This window comes from Methylobacterium sp. Leaf465 (genome assembly GCF_001424705.1).
Taxonomy (GTDB): Bacteria; Pseudomonadota; Alphaproteobacteria; order Rhizobiales; family Beijerinckiaceae; genus Methylobacterium.
In genome coordinates this window covers 473,611-486,781 of the sequence record NZ_LMRA01000001.1, presented here as the reverse complement: position 1 = coordinate 486,781, position 13,171 = coordinate 473,611, and the positions used below count along the sequence as shown (strand labels likewise).

Annotated in this window: 11 protein-coding genes; 4 read left to right on the top strand and 7 right to left on the bottom strand. The window is 69.8% G+C overall.

Annotated elements, in window-relative coordinates; genetic code table 11:
• Nucleotides 1–41: 41 nt before the first annotated feature.
• Nucleotides 42–1,691, top strand: a complete 1,650-nt coding sequence (locus ASG51_RS02215; protein ID WP_347379723.1) for an MDR family MFS transporter — start codon at nt 42–44, stop codon at nt 1,689–1,691.
• 36 nt (nt 1,692–1,727) lie between these two features.
• On the opposite strand, the gene ASG51_RS02210 is transcribed toward ASG51_RS02215, so the two are convergent.
• Both ASG51_RS02210 and ASG51_RS02205 read right to left on the bottom strand, forming a co-directional pair.
• Nucleotides 1,728–2,261 carry a DoxX family protein gene (locus ASG51_RS02210; RefSeq protein ID WP_056378726.1) on the bottom strand — a complete coding sequence of 178 codons (534 nt, stop codon included), beginning with the start codon at nt 2,259–2,261 and terminating at the stop codon, nt 1,728–1,730.
• A gap of 79 nt (nt 2,262–2,340) precedes the next feature.
• Entirely contained in the window at nt 2,341–3,510 is a 1,170-nt protein-coding gene (locus tag ASG51_RS02205) for a multidrug effflux MFS transporter (RefSeq protein WP_082513842.1), read from the bottom strand.
• Between the two features lie 352 nt (nt 3,511–3,862).
• Between ASG51_RS02205 and ASG51_RS02200 the strand changes: the two genes are divergently transcribed.
• From ASG51_RS02200 to ASG51_RS02190, 3 genes are all read left to right on the top strand, one after another.
• Nucleotides 3,863–5,293, top strand: coding sequence for a serine hydrolase (locus ASG51_RS02200; protein WP_082513826.1), 1,431 nt, complete (start codon nt 3,863–3,865; stop codon nt 5,291–5,293).
• A gap of 185 nt (nt 5,294–5,478) precedes the next feature.
• Nucleotides 5,479–6,999, top strand: a complete 1,521-nt coding sequence (gene adh / locus ASG51_RS02195) for an aldehyde dehydrogenase (protein ID WP_056378724.1) — start codon at nt 5,479–5,481, stop codon at nt 6,997–6,999.
• Between the two features lie 113 nt (nt 7,000–7,112).
• On the top strand, nt 7,113–7,535 hold the full coding sequence (locus tag ASG51_RS02190; protein ID WP_056272271.1) for a DUF779 domain-containing protein: 423 nt from the start codon (nt 7,113–7,115) through the stop codon (nt 7,533–7,535).
• A gap of 4 nt (nt 7,536–7,539) precedes the next feature.
• Here ASG51_RS02190 and ASG51_RS02185 read toward each other — a convergent pair whose 3' ends face one another.
• From ASG51_RS02185 to ASG51_RS02165, 5 genes are all read right to left on the bottom strand, one after another.
• Nucleotides 7,540–8,079, bottom strand: a complete 540-nt coding sequence (locus ASG51_RS02185) for a hypothetical protein (RefSeq protein WP_056378722.1) — start codon at nt 8,077–8,079, stop codon at nt 7,540–7,542.
• 37 nt (nt 8,080–8,116) lie between these two features.
• Nucleotides 8,117–9,301 (bottom strand): hypothetical protein, encoded by a 1,185-nt coding sequence (locus ASG51_RS02180; protein ID WP_056378721.1) that lies wholly within the window; start codon nt 9,299–9,301, stop codon nt 8,117–8,119.
• A 441-nt stretch (nt 9,302–9,742) separates the two neighbouring features.
• Nucleotides 9,743–11,038 carry an alpha-hydroxy acid oxidase gene (locus tag ASG51_RS02175; RefSeq protein WP_056272280.1) on the bottom strand — a complete coding sequence of 432 codons (1,296 nt, stop codon included), beginning with the start codon at nt 11,036–11,038 and terminating at the stop codon, nt 9,743–9,745.
• A gap of 282 nt (nt 11,039–11,320) precedes the next feature.
• Nucleotides 11,321–12,037 (bottom strand): RlmE family RNA methyltransferase, encoded by a 717-nt coding sequence (locus ASG51_RS02170; RefSeq protein ID WP_056378720.1) that lies wholly within the window; start codon nt 12,035–12,037, stop codon nt 11,321–11,323.
• The gene (locus ASG51_RS02165; protein WP_056378718.1) at nt 12,034–13,134 is read right to left on the bottom strand and encodes a Ppx/GppA phosphatase family protein; all 1,101 of its coding nucleotides are present in this window, start codon (nt 13,132–13,134) and stop codon (nt 12,034–12,036) included. Before ASG51_RS02165 ends, ASG51_RS02170 begins: the two co-directional genes overlap by 4 nt.
• Nucleotides 13,135–13,171: the final 37 nt, after the last annotated feature.

Below are 13,171 nucleotides of genomic sequence, written 5' to 3'. Positions count from 1 at the left end.
GCCCGGCACGGCTCCGAAGCGGAGTCGAGCGGCACCCGATCATGCCGTCGAGCTTAGCGGCTCCAGCAACATTGTGGAAAGGTGAGCGAGGCCGTCGCCGGTTCGATGCTGGGCCGATGTGGCCGCAGGGCCACGCCGTCGAAAGGCCCGGGCCCTGCACGTGCGGCATGTCCCTTTCATCCCGAGCCATTCGTCATTGCATACGCGCTTGCCGCGGCATCGCTTTTTGTCGGTATGAGGCATCCGAAACGCCCGACCGGACCTATGTCTCGCCGATGCGCACGTCCCAGATCGTCCCCCTCGTCGTCGCCACCGCGCTGTTCATGGAGAACACCGATTCCACCGTGATCGCCACCGCGCTCCCGGCCATCGCCCAGAGCCTGAACGAGGACCCGATCGCCCTCAAGCTCGCCCTCACCGCCTACCTCGTCAGCCTGGCGATCTTCATTCCGATCAGCGGCTGGATGGCGGACCGGTTCGGGGCCCGCACGGTGTTCCGGGTCGCCCTCGGGGTGTTCATGGCCGGTTCGCTGGCCTGCGCGGCCTCGAACTCCCTGGCAGGCTTCGTCGCCGCACGGTTCTTCCAGGGGCTCGGCGGCGCCATGATGGTGCCGGTGGGACGCCTCGTGATCCTGCGCAGCGTGCCCAAGAGCGAACTCGTCAGCGCGCTGGCCTACCTGACCATCCCCGCCCTGATCGGGCCGATCTTCGGTCCGCCCCTGGGCGGCTTCATCACGACCTATTTCGACTGGCGCTGGATCTTCTTCATCAACATCCCGATCGGGATCGCCGGCATCGTGCTGTCGACGCTCTACTTCGAGAACATCCGCGAATCCGAGCGCCCACCCCTCGACGTCCTCGGCTTCCTCCTCTCCGGGCTTGGGCTCGCCACGCTGATGCTCGGCCTTGCATCCACCGGCCGCCCCCTCCTCCCGGAGGGCGTCTCCTGGGGCTGCCTCGCCGCCGGAGCGATCCTCCTGGGGCTGTATTTCCGGCATTCGCGCGGCCTGGCCAACCCGGTGATCCGCCTCGACCTGCTGCGCTACCCGACCTTCCGCGCGGCGGTGACCGGCGGCAGCCTGTTCCGGATCGGCACCGGGGCGATCCCCTTCCTGCTGCCGCTGATGCTCCAGATCGGCTTCGGCCTCGATCCCCTGCGCTCGGGCCTCATCACCTTCGCGGCGGCGGCGGGCGCGCTCCTGATCAAGCTCGTCGGCCCCCGCATCCTGCGCGCCTACGGCTTCCGGCGGGTGATGCTCATCAACGCGCTGGTCGCCTCGGCCTTCCTCGCGGTGAACGGCCTGTTCACCGCCGAGACCCCGCACGCGATCATCATCTGCGTGCTGCTGATCGGCGGCTGCGTGCGGTCCCTGCAATTCACCTGCGTCAACGCCATCGCGTATGCCGAGTTGGAGACCCGGGAGATGAGCGCGGCCACGAGCCTCGCGAGCGTGGCCCAGCAGCTCTCGCTCAGCCTCGGAGTGTCCTTCGGGGCGCTGGCCCTGGAGGGCGCCGCGGCGTTCCACGGCCGCACCGAGATCGTGGCGCAGGATTTCGCCCCGGCCTTCCTGGCGGTGGCGCTGATCTCGGTGATGTCCTTCTTCTCCTTCCGGCGGCTCAGCCCGGAGGCCGGCGCCGAGGTCTCGGGGCACCGGCTCGCCGCCGCCGCCCCGCGCAACGCGATGCCGTAGGACGCGATGCCGTCGAACGCGGGGGCGTCCGGGACCTCAGGCGGCGGCCCGGGCCGGATTCCGCCCGGGGGCGCGCTTGGGCTTCGATCCGCCCCGCGCGGCGGCCGAGGAAGTGGCCGGTGCCTTGGCCGATGCCTTGCCCGCACCCGCCGACGCGCGCGCGCCCTGGCGCCAGCCCTGCCAGCTCCAGCGGCCGGGGCCGGTCATCGCGTAGATGAGGAAGCCGCCGGCGAGGCCGAAATCGGCCAGCAGCAGGGTGCGCTCGGCCACCGCGCTCGGCCCGGAGAACTGCCAGAACGGGTGCAGGAGCACGGCCATCACGCCGACGAAGACGGCGAGCGCCAGGCCGCTGAGGCGCGGCAGCACGCCGAGGATCAGCGCGACGGGGCCGAACACCTGGACGATCACGGCCGCGGTGGCGACGGCGTTCGGGGACGGCAGGCCTGTGGCCGCGAGGGTGACGGCGAAGCCGGAGACGTTCAGGGCCCGGGCGACCCCCGTGGGCAGCAGCGCGGCGGCGAGCAGCAGCCGGGCGAGGAAGAGCAGTCCGTCTTGGGCACGGCCGGTCACGTCTGGGGCTCCGTCAGGGATCCTGGGAGACCGAGCTTTGTCGCGACCGCCTGAAGACGGCGTTAAGGCTGCGGTGTCCTCAACCGGAGACGCCGCCGCGGAAGAGGCGGCCCCGCTCCGTCCAGGCCACCACCGCGAGGGCTAGGCCCCCGAGGAGGGCGTAGCCGATGCCGATGGGCAGCACCGAGCCGTCGAAGGCGTGCCCGATCAGGAAGCCGCAGAAGGCGCCCAGGATCGTGGTGTAGAAGCCGAGGAAGGACGAGGCCGTGCCGGCGATCTCGCCCAGGGGCTGCAGCGCCAGGGCGTTGAAGTTCGGCATGGCGAAGCTGATCAGGAACTGGTTGGCGGCCAGGATCGCGAGAAACAGCCCCAGGGGCGGGTGACCGTGATAGGCGAGCCCCGCCACCACCTGCCCCACCGCCACGACGACGAACAGGCTCAGACCCGCATGGGACAGCGGGCGCATGCCGAGGCGCCGGACGAGGCGGGCGTTCACCAGGGTGGCGACCCCCATGGCGCCGGCGACGAGGCCGAAGGCCAGGGGGAACAGGCCCCCGAGATGGTAGAGCCCCGTGTCGAAGACCTGCTGGGCCGAGCCGACATAGCCCATGATGCAGCCGGTGAGCAGGCCGAGCGCCGTGGCGTACCCCACCGCCACGCGGTTGCGGAAGGTGATGGCCACCGCCTGGGCCACCGCCGCGAGGGAGAAGGGCCGCCGGTATTCCGGATGCAGCGTCTCGGGCATCCGCCAGGCGAACCAGATCACCAGGATGCCGGCGAGCGCCAGCATCGAGACGAAGACGTAGACCCACGAGCCGAACAGCAGCATCGCGCCGCCGATGGCCGGCGCGATCATCGGCACGATCAGGAACACCATCATGATGAGCGACATCACGCTCGCCATCTCGCGCCCCGCGAAGCGGTCGCGCACGATCGCCGTCGAGAGGACGCGCCCGCTGGCGGCGCCGATGCCCTGGATGACGCGCGCCGCCAGGAGCCAGCCGAAGGACGGGGCCACCATGGCAAGGCCGGTGCCGACGACGTAGATCGCCAGGCCCGCCAGCAGCACCGAGCGCCGCCCGTAGGTGTCCGAGAGCGGCCCGTAGACGATCTGCGCCGTGCCGAAGCCGATCATGTAGACGTAGATGAGGAGTTGCAGGCTGTTTGGATCGACCACGCCGAAGCGGGCCTGGATCGCCGGAAACGCGGGCAGCAGGTTGTCGATCGAAATCGCCGTGACGGCCATCATCAGCGCGACGATGCCGACGAACTCGCCGAAGCCCGGGCCTGTCCACGGCCGGGCGGCCGGTTCGGAGACGGTGACGGGGATGGGGGCGGCCGGGGCGTGCGCGGCGGGGGCCTGCGCGATTTTGGCCGGGGTGGTGCTCACCTGGGACGGTCCTCGGGGGCTGGGGCGGCGCGGCGGATCATCAGTCGAGCCAGAACGTTTCGTCCGGCTCTTGGTGCCTTCGGCGCGGCGGGGCCATCGGGGGCGCTGCATGGCAGCCGCGCGGGGTCCTCGGCGCGCTCGCGCCACAATTTCGGAGAACCGTGACCGGGTGCCGGGATCGCGGCGGGTCGGGGAGCGGAACGGCGGCAGCATGCAGGAGACGCGTCGCCGCATCGTCCAGTTCGGGCTCCTCGGGGCCCTCCTGCCGGGCCGTCCGGCCCGGGCCGGCGCCGATTCGATCGCCTCGTCCGAGATCACCCCGCCCGACTTCGCCGCCCGGGCCGACGCCCTGGTGCGGCCCTACGCCCGAGCCGGGATCTTCTCCGGCGCCGCCATCGTGGCCCGCGACGGCGCGGTGCTGTTCCGGCAGGCCTACGGCGTTGCCCAGCGCGAATGGTCGGTGCCCAACACGCCCGAGACCCGCTTCCGGATCGCCTCCCTGACGAAGCAGTTCACCGCCGCCGCGATCCTGAAGCTGCAGGAGGCCGGGCGGCTCCGGCTCGACGACCCGGCCGCGCGGTACATGCCCGGCCTGCCGGCGACCTGGGCGCCGATCACCCTGCGGATGCTCCTCGACCACACCGCGGGCCTGCCCAACGTGACGGCCCTGCCCGATTACCCGACCCTCCTCGCCCGGACCGCCCGGACGCCCATGGACGTGGTGGGCCGGCTCTATCGCGAGGCGCTGCTGTTCCCGGCGGGCTCGGCGCAGGAATACAGCAACACCGGCTACATCCTGCTGGCGGCGATCGTGGAGGGGATCACCGGCGCGCCCTTCGCGGCCGTGCTGCACCGCCTGGTCCTCGCCCCCGCCGGCCTCGCCGACACCGGGGACGCCGATCCGGCGGCGGTGATCCCGCAGCGGGCCGCCGGCTACCACCGTGCCGCCGGGCAGTGGCGCAACGCGCCCCCCGAGGTTCCGGCGGCCGTCCTCGGGGCCGGCGGCCTCGTCTCCACGCTCGACGACCTCGTGGCCTGGGACGCCGCGCTGTTCTCCGGCCGGGTCCTGCGACCGGCCTCCCTGGCCGAGATGGTCCGCGACGGCGGCCACGGCTACGGGCTCGGCCTCTATGTCGGCCGCGCCTACGGCCAGCGGCTCCTGTCCCATGGGGGCTTCCTCGACGGGTTCTCGGCGATCAAGGACAGCTACCCGGATCTCGGCCTGACGGTCGTGGTCCTCGGCAACACCGAGACCACGCCGGCCCAGACCCTGTCCCGCCGCCTCGGCGCCCTCGCCCTCGGGCAGCCGGAGGTCAGCGAGATCGCGGTGCCGGCCACCGTGCTCGACCGCTATGTCGGGTTCTACCGGACGGGGCCGCGCGCCGTGGTCGCCCTCGCCCGGGAGGGCGACCGCCTCGTCGCCCGCGGGGCCGGTCCCGCGCGCCTTGCCCTGACACCGGAGAGCGACCGCGTCTTCGTGGCCGAGGACGGCACCCGCCTCGCCCTCGACATCGAGCCGGACGGCCGGGCGACGGGCCTCCTCCTCGACCTGCCCGGCGGCGCGCGCGCGGGTCCCCGGATCGACGCGCAGACGGCCCGGCGGATCGGCAGCCGCCGTCTGGCGCGCCTCGGGCCGCGCTGAGCGCCGCCCGGGTCGCCAACCCGCCCGAACGGGTCTAACATCGCCCCCGCGCCACGACGCCATCGGGCGCGCCGATCATCCGGGCCGTGCGCTCGCGCGACCGACCGTTGGCCAAAAGTCCATCTTGATTTGACGCTGCGTCTGGCTTTGGCTGCTGCCCATAAGAACAATCAGGAGGATACGCGATGAACAAGCCGGAATTTCTCGACCAGGGTACGAAGGCGCCGTTCTCGGCGCGCTACGACAACTTCATCGGCGGCCAGTGGGTCGCGCCCGTGGCCGGCCGCTACTTCGAGAACACGTCCCCGATCACCGGCCGGGTGATCTGCGAAGTCGCCCGCTCGGACGCCGCCGACGTCGACAAGGCGCTCGACGCCGCCCACGCCGCGAAGGAGGCCTGGGGCCGCACCGCGCCGGGCGAGCGCGCCCGCATCCTGAACAAGATCGCCGACCGGATGGAGGAGAACCTCGACCTGATCGCGCTGGCCGAGACCTGGGACAACGGCAAGCCGATCCGCGAGACGACCCACGCCGACATCCCGCTCGCCATCGACCATTTCCGCTACTTCGCCGGCTGCGTCCGCGCGCAGGAGGGCTCGATCTCCGAGATCGACCACGACACCGTGGCCTACCATTTCCACGAGCCGCTGGGCGTCGTCGGCCAGATCATCCCGTGGAACTTCCCCATCCTGATGGCGGTGTGGAAGCTCGCCCCGGCGCTGGCGGCCGGCAACTGCGTCGTGCTCAAGCCCGCCGAGCAGACCCCGGCCTCGATCCTCGTGGTGGCCGAGCTTATCGCCGACCTGCTGCCGGCGGGCGTGCTCAACATTGTCAACGGCTTCGGCCTCGAATGCGGCAAGCCGCTCGCCTCCTCGCCCCGCATCGCCAAGATCGCTTTCACGGGCGAGACGACGACGGGCCGGCTAATCATGCAGTACGCTTCGCAGAACCTGATCCCGGTGACGCTGGAACTCGGCGGCAAGTCGCCGAACATCTTCTTCTCCGACGTCGCCAACGAGGATGACGACTTCTTCGACAAGGCGCTGGAGGGGTTCACGATGTTCGCCCTCAACCAGGGCGAGGTCTGTACCTGTCCGAGCCGCGCCCTGGTGCACGAGTCGATCTACGACCGCTTCATGGAGCGGGCGATCAAGCGCGTCGAGGCGATCACCCAGGGCTCGCCCCTCGATCCCGCCACGATGATCGGCGCCCAGGCCTCCTCGGAGCAGCTGGAGAAGATCCTCAGCTACGTCGACATCGGCAAGCAGGAAGGCGCCCAGTGCCTCACCGGCGGCGAGCGCAACGTGAAGGACGGCGAGTTCGCGGAAGGCTACTACATGAAGCCGACCGTGTTCCGCGGCCACAACAAGATGCGCATCTTCCAGGAGGAGATCTTCGGCCCCGTCCTCTCGGTCACGACCTTCAAGGACGATGCCGATGCTCTCAGCATCGCCAACGACACCCTCTACGGCCTCGGTGCCGGCGTCTGGACCCGCGACGGGACCCGCGCCTACCGCTTCGGCCGCGCCATCCAGGCCGGCCGCGTCTGGACCAACTGCTACCACGCCTACCCGGCCCACGCGGCCTTCGGCGGTTACAAGCAGTCCGGCATCGGCCGTGAGAACCACAAGATGATGCTCGACCACTACCAGCAGACGAAGAACATGCTCGTCAGCTACTCGGCCAAGAAGCTCGGCTTCTTCTAGGACCCGTTCAGGCCACGCAGACCCGCGTGAGACTTGCCCCGGCCGGATGACGGCCGGGGCTTTTTCGTCTTCCGCCCTATTTCTCCCGAAAGGCCTTTCCCGGAGACCGCCCCATGAGCGAGACCGCCCTCGACCCGACCACCGCCGACCAGGCCGGCGCCGACGGGACGCCCCTGCGCGTCACCGCGACCCCCGCCGCCATCGACCTCATCGCGGAATTGCGGGCCGAGCACGGTCCGGTGATGTTCCATCAGTCCGGCGGCTGCTGCGACGGCTCGTCGCCGATGTGCTATCCGGTGGGCGACTTCCTCACCGGCGACAGCGACGTCCATCTCGGTACCGTGGCGGGCGCCGATTTCTGGATCAGCCGGCCGCAATTCGCGGTCTGGAAGCACACGCACCTCATCCTCGACGTGGTGCGCGGCCGCGGCGGCATGTTCTCCCTGGAGAACGGGCGCGACAAGCGCTTCCTCATCCGGTCCCGGGTCTTCACCGAGGCCGAGAACACGGCGCTGGAGGGCGCCTGCCGGCTCTGAGGCGTCAGGAGCGCGGCTTCGGCGCCCCGCCGGCATTGCAGCGCTTCATCGCCGCGAAGGCGTCGGCGGCGCCGCTCAGGTCGAAGCCCGCTTTCCAGCCCTTGCCCTTGATGAGGATCTCTTCGGACTCCGCGGCCTTCTCGGCGAGGTTGCCCGGCAACGTCCCGACGAGCCGGGTGCCGTTGCCGGTCCAGGTCGATTTGGCGTTCACGGTCTTGCCGCCGAGTTCGGTGGCGGCCGTGATCTTTTCGTCCCGGTCGTGCTGCCACTTGCCGTAGGTCAGCACCACGACGAGGGCCTTGTTCTCCAGCGCGAAGGTGATGGAATTGTCGGCGTCGTCATCGTCCTCGTCGACATAGGACCGCACGATCACGCAGGACGGACTGCCCGTGACGCTGGTGGCACGCTCGACCTGCCAGCCGTTCAGGCTCTCGAACAGGGGGCGCTCCGGGACAGGGCTTTCCTGGGCCTCCGCAGGCGCGAGGGTAACCAGACCGGCGACGAGGCCGAACAGGCAGGACCGAGCGGGCGACGGGCGCTTCATGACGGGATTCTCCGGTGGGAATGCGGACGGTCGCGGCTCAGAGCTTGGCGCCGGGCACCGGCGTCTCCGCCGGATTGGGGGGCGCCTTGGCGGCCTCGCGGGCATCCATGAAGGTGGCGAAGTCCTCGGGCGTCCGGGTCGAGAAGGCGACGATGGGCTGCGGGTCGTCCGACAGGTCGCGGAACGCCGCGCAGAGCTCCGTCGCCGGCTTCGCGAAGGTCGGCTGCAGCTTTGCCTGGATCTCCTCCGTGACCGGGGCCATCTCGGGCGCCAGGGCCGCGAGCTTGGCATCGAAGTCGGCCCGCTGCCGCGCCGTGGTCGGAATCTCGCAACTCGCGAGGACCTTCTGGAAGATCAGGCCCATCCCGTAGACCTTGATCCGGGTCTCCGGCGGCCGCGCCGCCGCCTTCTTCTCACTCTGGCGCCGCTCCGTCTCGGCCGCGAAGGCTTCCGGGGTCATGACGAGGTACTGGCCGAGGGCTGTGCCGAAAGCCGCCGCATCGTCCGGCTTGGGGCAGAACGGCGCCTTCGGGTCCGTGAAGCGCTTGCCGAGTTCGATGTCGATCAGCGCCTGGATCGGGCTCATCTCCGGGCGCATCGCCGCCAGTTTGGCCTCGAGGTCGGCGCGCTGCTTGCCCGTGCTCGCGACGTCGCAATCCTTCAGCGCTTTCTGGAAGAAGAGCCCGCTCGCGTAGTTGGCGATACGGCCCTGCGACGGAAGCTCCGTCGCGATTTCGTCCGGCGGTCCGCTGCAGCGCTTCAGGGCCTCGAAGGCTTCGGCGAAGGCCGGGATCTTGAAGTCCGCGTCGCCATCCTTGAAGCGCAGGACGATGGCGTCGGCGCCCAGAAGGTGCGGCAGGAGTGTGTCCGGGAACTCCCCGGTCAACTGGGTATCGTCGGCCTTCCACTTGGAGCGCGGAAGGACGACCTTGCCGCCAGCCAGGAGAACGACGGTGCGGTCGCCCTTGTCGTGCGACCAGCCCTGATAGCCCAGGGAGATGATCAGGAATCCCGGATAGGTCCCGATCGCGACCGCGCTGGCGTTCTCGTCGTCCGCATCCTGGTAGCCGCGCACCATCATGCACTTGGCCTTGGCGCCGTCGCCGCTGCGGCTGATGTCCCAATCCGCCACCTTCGCGAAGGGGACGTCCTTGGCCGTCGCCGCCGTCGCGGCGAAGCCGATCCCGGCCGCGAACAGGGAGACCAGACACCGGAAGACCATCGACAACTCCACACCGCCTGCCCGTCCGGGGCAGGCGCCCGGATCGCGTTCGGCAATCTGGACTGCGGAACATGGAGGATGTGTTGAAGTCCCTGACATCGCCGAGTGATCGTGGCGATCAGGGCTAATGAAAACGTAATGATCCGGCCCTGCAGATCGGAAAATTGCTGCTCCGCAAAGAAACCGCGCGAGAGCGCTGCGCATCGATCTTTCGATTCACGGAGCGCCGCGTCGGCCGGGATTGAAGACCGGAGGCGTCCTGAGCGTTCGGCGCAATGCTGGGGGCCGAACGGGGCACCGCGATGGATGCCGTAGTCTTACCCGACCTGTCCCGCCGGTTCGCCGGCCGAGCCCCGGAACGCGGATCGCTCCCCGGGCGGTTCTGCCCGAGAAGCGATCCGGAGGGGGCGGCGCACGGGTTTCGCCGCCGCGTCGATGATCTCAGGCGCGGCTGACGCTGGCGGGGGTAATTTCGGCGAGCTTCGTCGCGCCGACCTGGCGCATGATCGTCTCGAACTCGCGCTGCATGATCGCCAGCACCGCCGTGACGCCGGGCTCGCCGAAGGCGGCCAGACCCCAGACGTAGGGACGCCCGATGCAGACCGCGTTGGCGCCGAGGGCCAGGGCCTTGATCACGTCGGTGCCGCGGCGGAAGCCGCCGTCGATGAGCACGGGCACCCGGCCGTTGACCGCCTGGACGACCTCCGGCAGCGCATCGATCGTCGCCTCGAGGCTCTCCTCGGCACGGCCGCCATGGTTCGACACGATCAGGGCGTCGACGCCGTAATCGAGGGCCTTCCTGGCGTCCTCGTGGGTGACGATACCCTTGAGGACGAGCTTGCCCTTCACGATGCCGCGCAGGCGCTTCACGTAGTCCCAGGTCATGCCGGTGCCGTAGAGGTTCGTCACCTTCGAGACGTCGATGTCGTCGAACATCGGCTTGCGGCTGACCTCGTTCTTGAAGCCGGGCGTATGGCAATCCGAGCAGGTGCGGGTGTCGAGGCGGCGTTCCCGGAACAGCGTCTCGGTGTTGCGGCCGCCCTGGCGGTCCACGGTGAGGACGATGGCGGGGGCGCCGGCCTTCTCGGCCCGCCTCACCAGGGCCTCGGTCACGGCCCAGTCGTCGGTCGGGTAGAGCATGTACCAGACCGGCGCGCCGCGCTCCTTGATCACGTCCTCGATCGACGTGCTGCCCACGGTCGACAGGATCATCTGGTGACCCTTGACCTTGGCGCCGCGCGCCACGGCCGACTCGGCCTCGGGGTGGAAGGCGGCCTGGCTGCTCACCGGGGCGAGCACGATCGGGCTTGCCCAGGTCTCGCCGAAGATCTTCACCGTAGTGTCGATCTTGCGCACGTCGATGAGGCGGCGGGCACGGATGCGGATCTTCTCGAAGCCCGCGCGATTCGCCTTCAGGGTCTCGTCGCCGTCGACGCCGCTGGCGAGGTAGCCGTAATGGGCCGGGGGCAGGGCCTTCTTCGCGGCGGGCTCGAAATCGAAGACGTTGAGGGCCTGGCTCGGCGAATCGATGATCTCGCCGACATTGCCGGGGGACTGCCGCAAGACGTCGTAGCTCTGGGCCATGGCGGCGTCGGTGCCGAGGGCCGACAGGCCGGCGAGCGCGCTCACCATCCCGGGCGCCACCACCGGGCTGGCCGACAGGAACTCCAGGAACTTGCGGCGGTGGAACAGTTTTTCCGTCTCGGCACCGGACTGAGGGTGAAACGTCTCGGACATTCAAATGGCTCGCAGCGATCTCGCGGAGATGCTGTCCTGCACCATTCATGTTGCAGCGCGCAAGATTGCCGTCCGGGACTATAGTTCTCCTTTGGCAGGCGAGATCCGTAAAATATAGTGCATAAATCTAAATTTTACTTCAAAAACGTCGCAACGGATCTTGAACAGAAAGTCGTCGGAAATAGAGAGGTCTGCGTCAGCCTTCACGCTGCGTTGCACGCAGTGCATTATGGTCACGCTTCCCCTAACCTGGGAGCTTCCCCTGCCCGGAAGGAGCTCGGCTCAGGGATCCCGCGGTTCGACGGCGGCCCCGGTCGGCCCGCGATAGCCCGTCGCCAGCACGTAGAGTTCGCTCGAATCGGCCCGGCTGGCATTCGGCTTGACGTGGCGCACGCTGGCGAAGTCGCGTTTCAGGTCGGCGAGCAGCGTCCCTTCCGTGCCGCCCTGGAACACCTTGGCGAGATAGGATCCGCCGGGTGCCAGGATCTCGCGGGCGAATTCGGCCGCCGTCTCGGCCAGGCCGATGATCCGCAGGTGGTCGGTCTGCTTGTGGCCGGTGGTGTTGGCGGCCATGTCCGAGAGCACGAGGTCGGCCGGACCCCCGAGGACGTCGGTGAGCAGCGTCGGCGCCTCGGGGGCGAGGAAGTCGAGGGTGATGAAGTCGACCCCGACCATCGGCTCGATCTCGAGGAGGTCGATGCCGACGATCTTGCCGCTGGTCCCCACGATCTTGGCCGCCACCTGCGACCAGCCGCCTGGGGCCGCGCCGAGATCGACGATGCGCTGGCCGGGCTTCAGGAGCTTGAAGCGCTCGTCGATCTCGATGAGCTTGAAGGCCGCGCGCGAGCGGTAGCCCTCGCGCTTGGCCCGGGCCACGTAGGGATCGTTGAGCTGGCGCTCCAGCCAGCGCTTCTGGGAGGCGGTGCGGCCCCGCCCCGTCTTCACCCGCTGCTTGAGTTCGCCGCGCAGACCCGCGCCGGCACCACGCCTGTCACTCACCGGTAGCTCCCACGGCGCCAGACGCCGTCCTCACGCATCATGTTCATCAAGAGACCCTCGCGCAGGCCGCGGTCGGCGATGCGCAGGCGGTCGGAGGGAAACGCCCGGCGGATCGCCTCCAGGATGGCGCAGCCCGCCAGAACCAGGTCGGCCCGGTCGCGCCCGATGCAGGGATTGTCCGCGCGCTGTTCGAGCCGGGTGTCGAGGAGGTCGTCGATGGCCTCGCCCACGTCGGCGTCGCTCATCCAGAGACCGTCGACCCGCCGGCGCTCGTAGCGGGCGAGACGCAGGTGCATCGCCGCCAGCGTCGTCACCGTACCGGAGGTGCCGAGCAGGTGGAAGTGCCGGGCATTCGCGGCGGGCGCGGCCCGGATGGCGAAGCGCGCCAGGAGGTCGGCCACCTCCTCCACCATACCCTCGAAGGTCAGGCGGGTGACGTCGGAACCGCCGTGGCGCTCGGCCAGGGTCACGACGCCCACGGGCAGGGAGTCCCAGGCGCGGATGCGCAGGGTCGGATCGGCCGAGGGGTTCGTCGCCGCACCGTCGAGCCAGGCGATCTCGGTGGAGCCGCCGCCGATGTCGAAGATGACCACTGACTCGGAATAGGGGTCCGCCAGGGCGGCGCAGCCCGTCACCGCGAGGTAGGCCTCCGTCTGCCGGTCGACGATCTCGAGGTCGAGACCGACCTCGTTGCGCACGCGCTCGACGAACTCGGCCCCGTTCACCGCGAGCCGGCAGGCCTCGGTGGCGATGATCTTGGCCCGCACCACGCCGCGGGCCTGCATCTTGGCCTTGCAGACCCGGAGGGCTTCGATGGTCCGCTCGATCGCGGCCTCGCTGAGCCGGTTCGAGTTGCCGAGCCCCTCCCCGAGACGGACGATCCGCGAGAAGGCATCGATCACCCGGAAGCCGTGCGAGGCCGGCTCGGCCACGAGGAGGCGGCAATTGTTCGTGCCGAGGTCGAGGGCGGCATAGGCGCTGCGCCGGCTCGGACGGCCGGCCGGACCCGGCGCATCGGCGCGCGCCACCGATGCCGCCAGCGGCGTTGTCCCGCCGCTCGGGCGGGCCGGCATGGTCGCGGCGCTCTCGTCCCTCATCGGCTGAGCCGAAATCCTCGATCATGGTCCCAGGCGG

Excerpts from the sequence above, each read along its gene's own strand:
- ASG51_RS02215 (WP_347379723.1), top strand. The coding sequence starts at position 42 with ATGCCGTCGAGCTTAGCGGCTCCAGCAACATTGTGGAAAGGTGAGCGA.
- ASG51_RS02180 (WP_056378721.1), bottom strand. The coding sequence starts at position 9,301 with ATGGTCTTCCGGTGTCTGGTCTCCCTGTTCGCGGCCGGGATCGGCTTC.
- ASG51_RS02175 (WP_056272280.1), bottom strand. The coding sequence starts at position 11,038 with ATGTCCGAGACGTTTCACCCTCAGTCCGGTGCCGAGACGGAAAAACTG.
- ASG51_RS02190 (WP_056272271.1), top strand. The coding sequence starts at position 7,113 with ATGAGCGAGACCGCCCTCGACCCGACCACCGCCGACCAGGCCGGCGCC.
- ASG51_RS02205 (WP_082513842.1), bottom strand. The coding sequence starts at position 3,510 with ATGATGGCCGTCACGGCGATTTCGATCGACAACCTGCTGCCCGCGTTT.
- ASG51_RS02165 (WP_056378718.1), bottom strand. The coding sequence starts at position 13,134 with ATGAGGGACGAGAGCGCCGCGACCATGCCGGCCCGCCCGAGCGGCGGG.
- adh (WP_056378724.1), top strand. The coding sequence starts at position 5,479 with ATGAACAAGCCGGAATTTCTCGACCAGGGTACGAAGGCGCCGTTCTCG.
- ASG51_RS02185 (WP_056378722.1), bottom strand. The coding sequence starts at position 8,079 with ATGAAGCGCCCGTCGCCCGCTCGGTCCTGCCTGTTCGGCCTCGTCGCC.
- ASG51_RS02200 (WP_082513826.1), top strand. The coding sequence starts at position 3,863 with ATGCAGGAGACGCGTCGCCGCATCGTCCAGTTCGGGCTCCTCGGGGCC.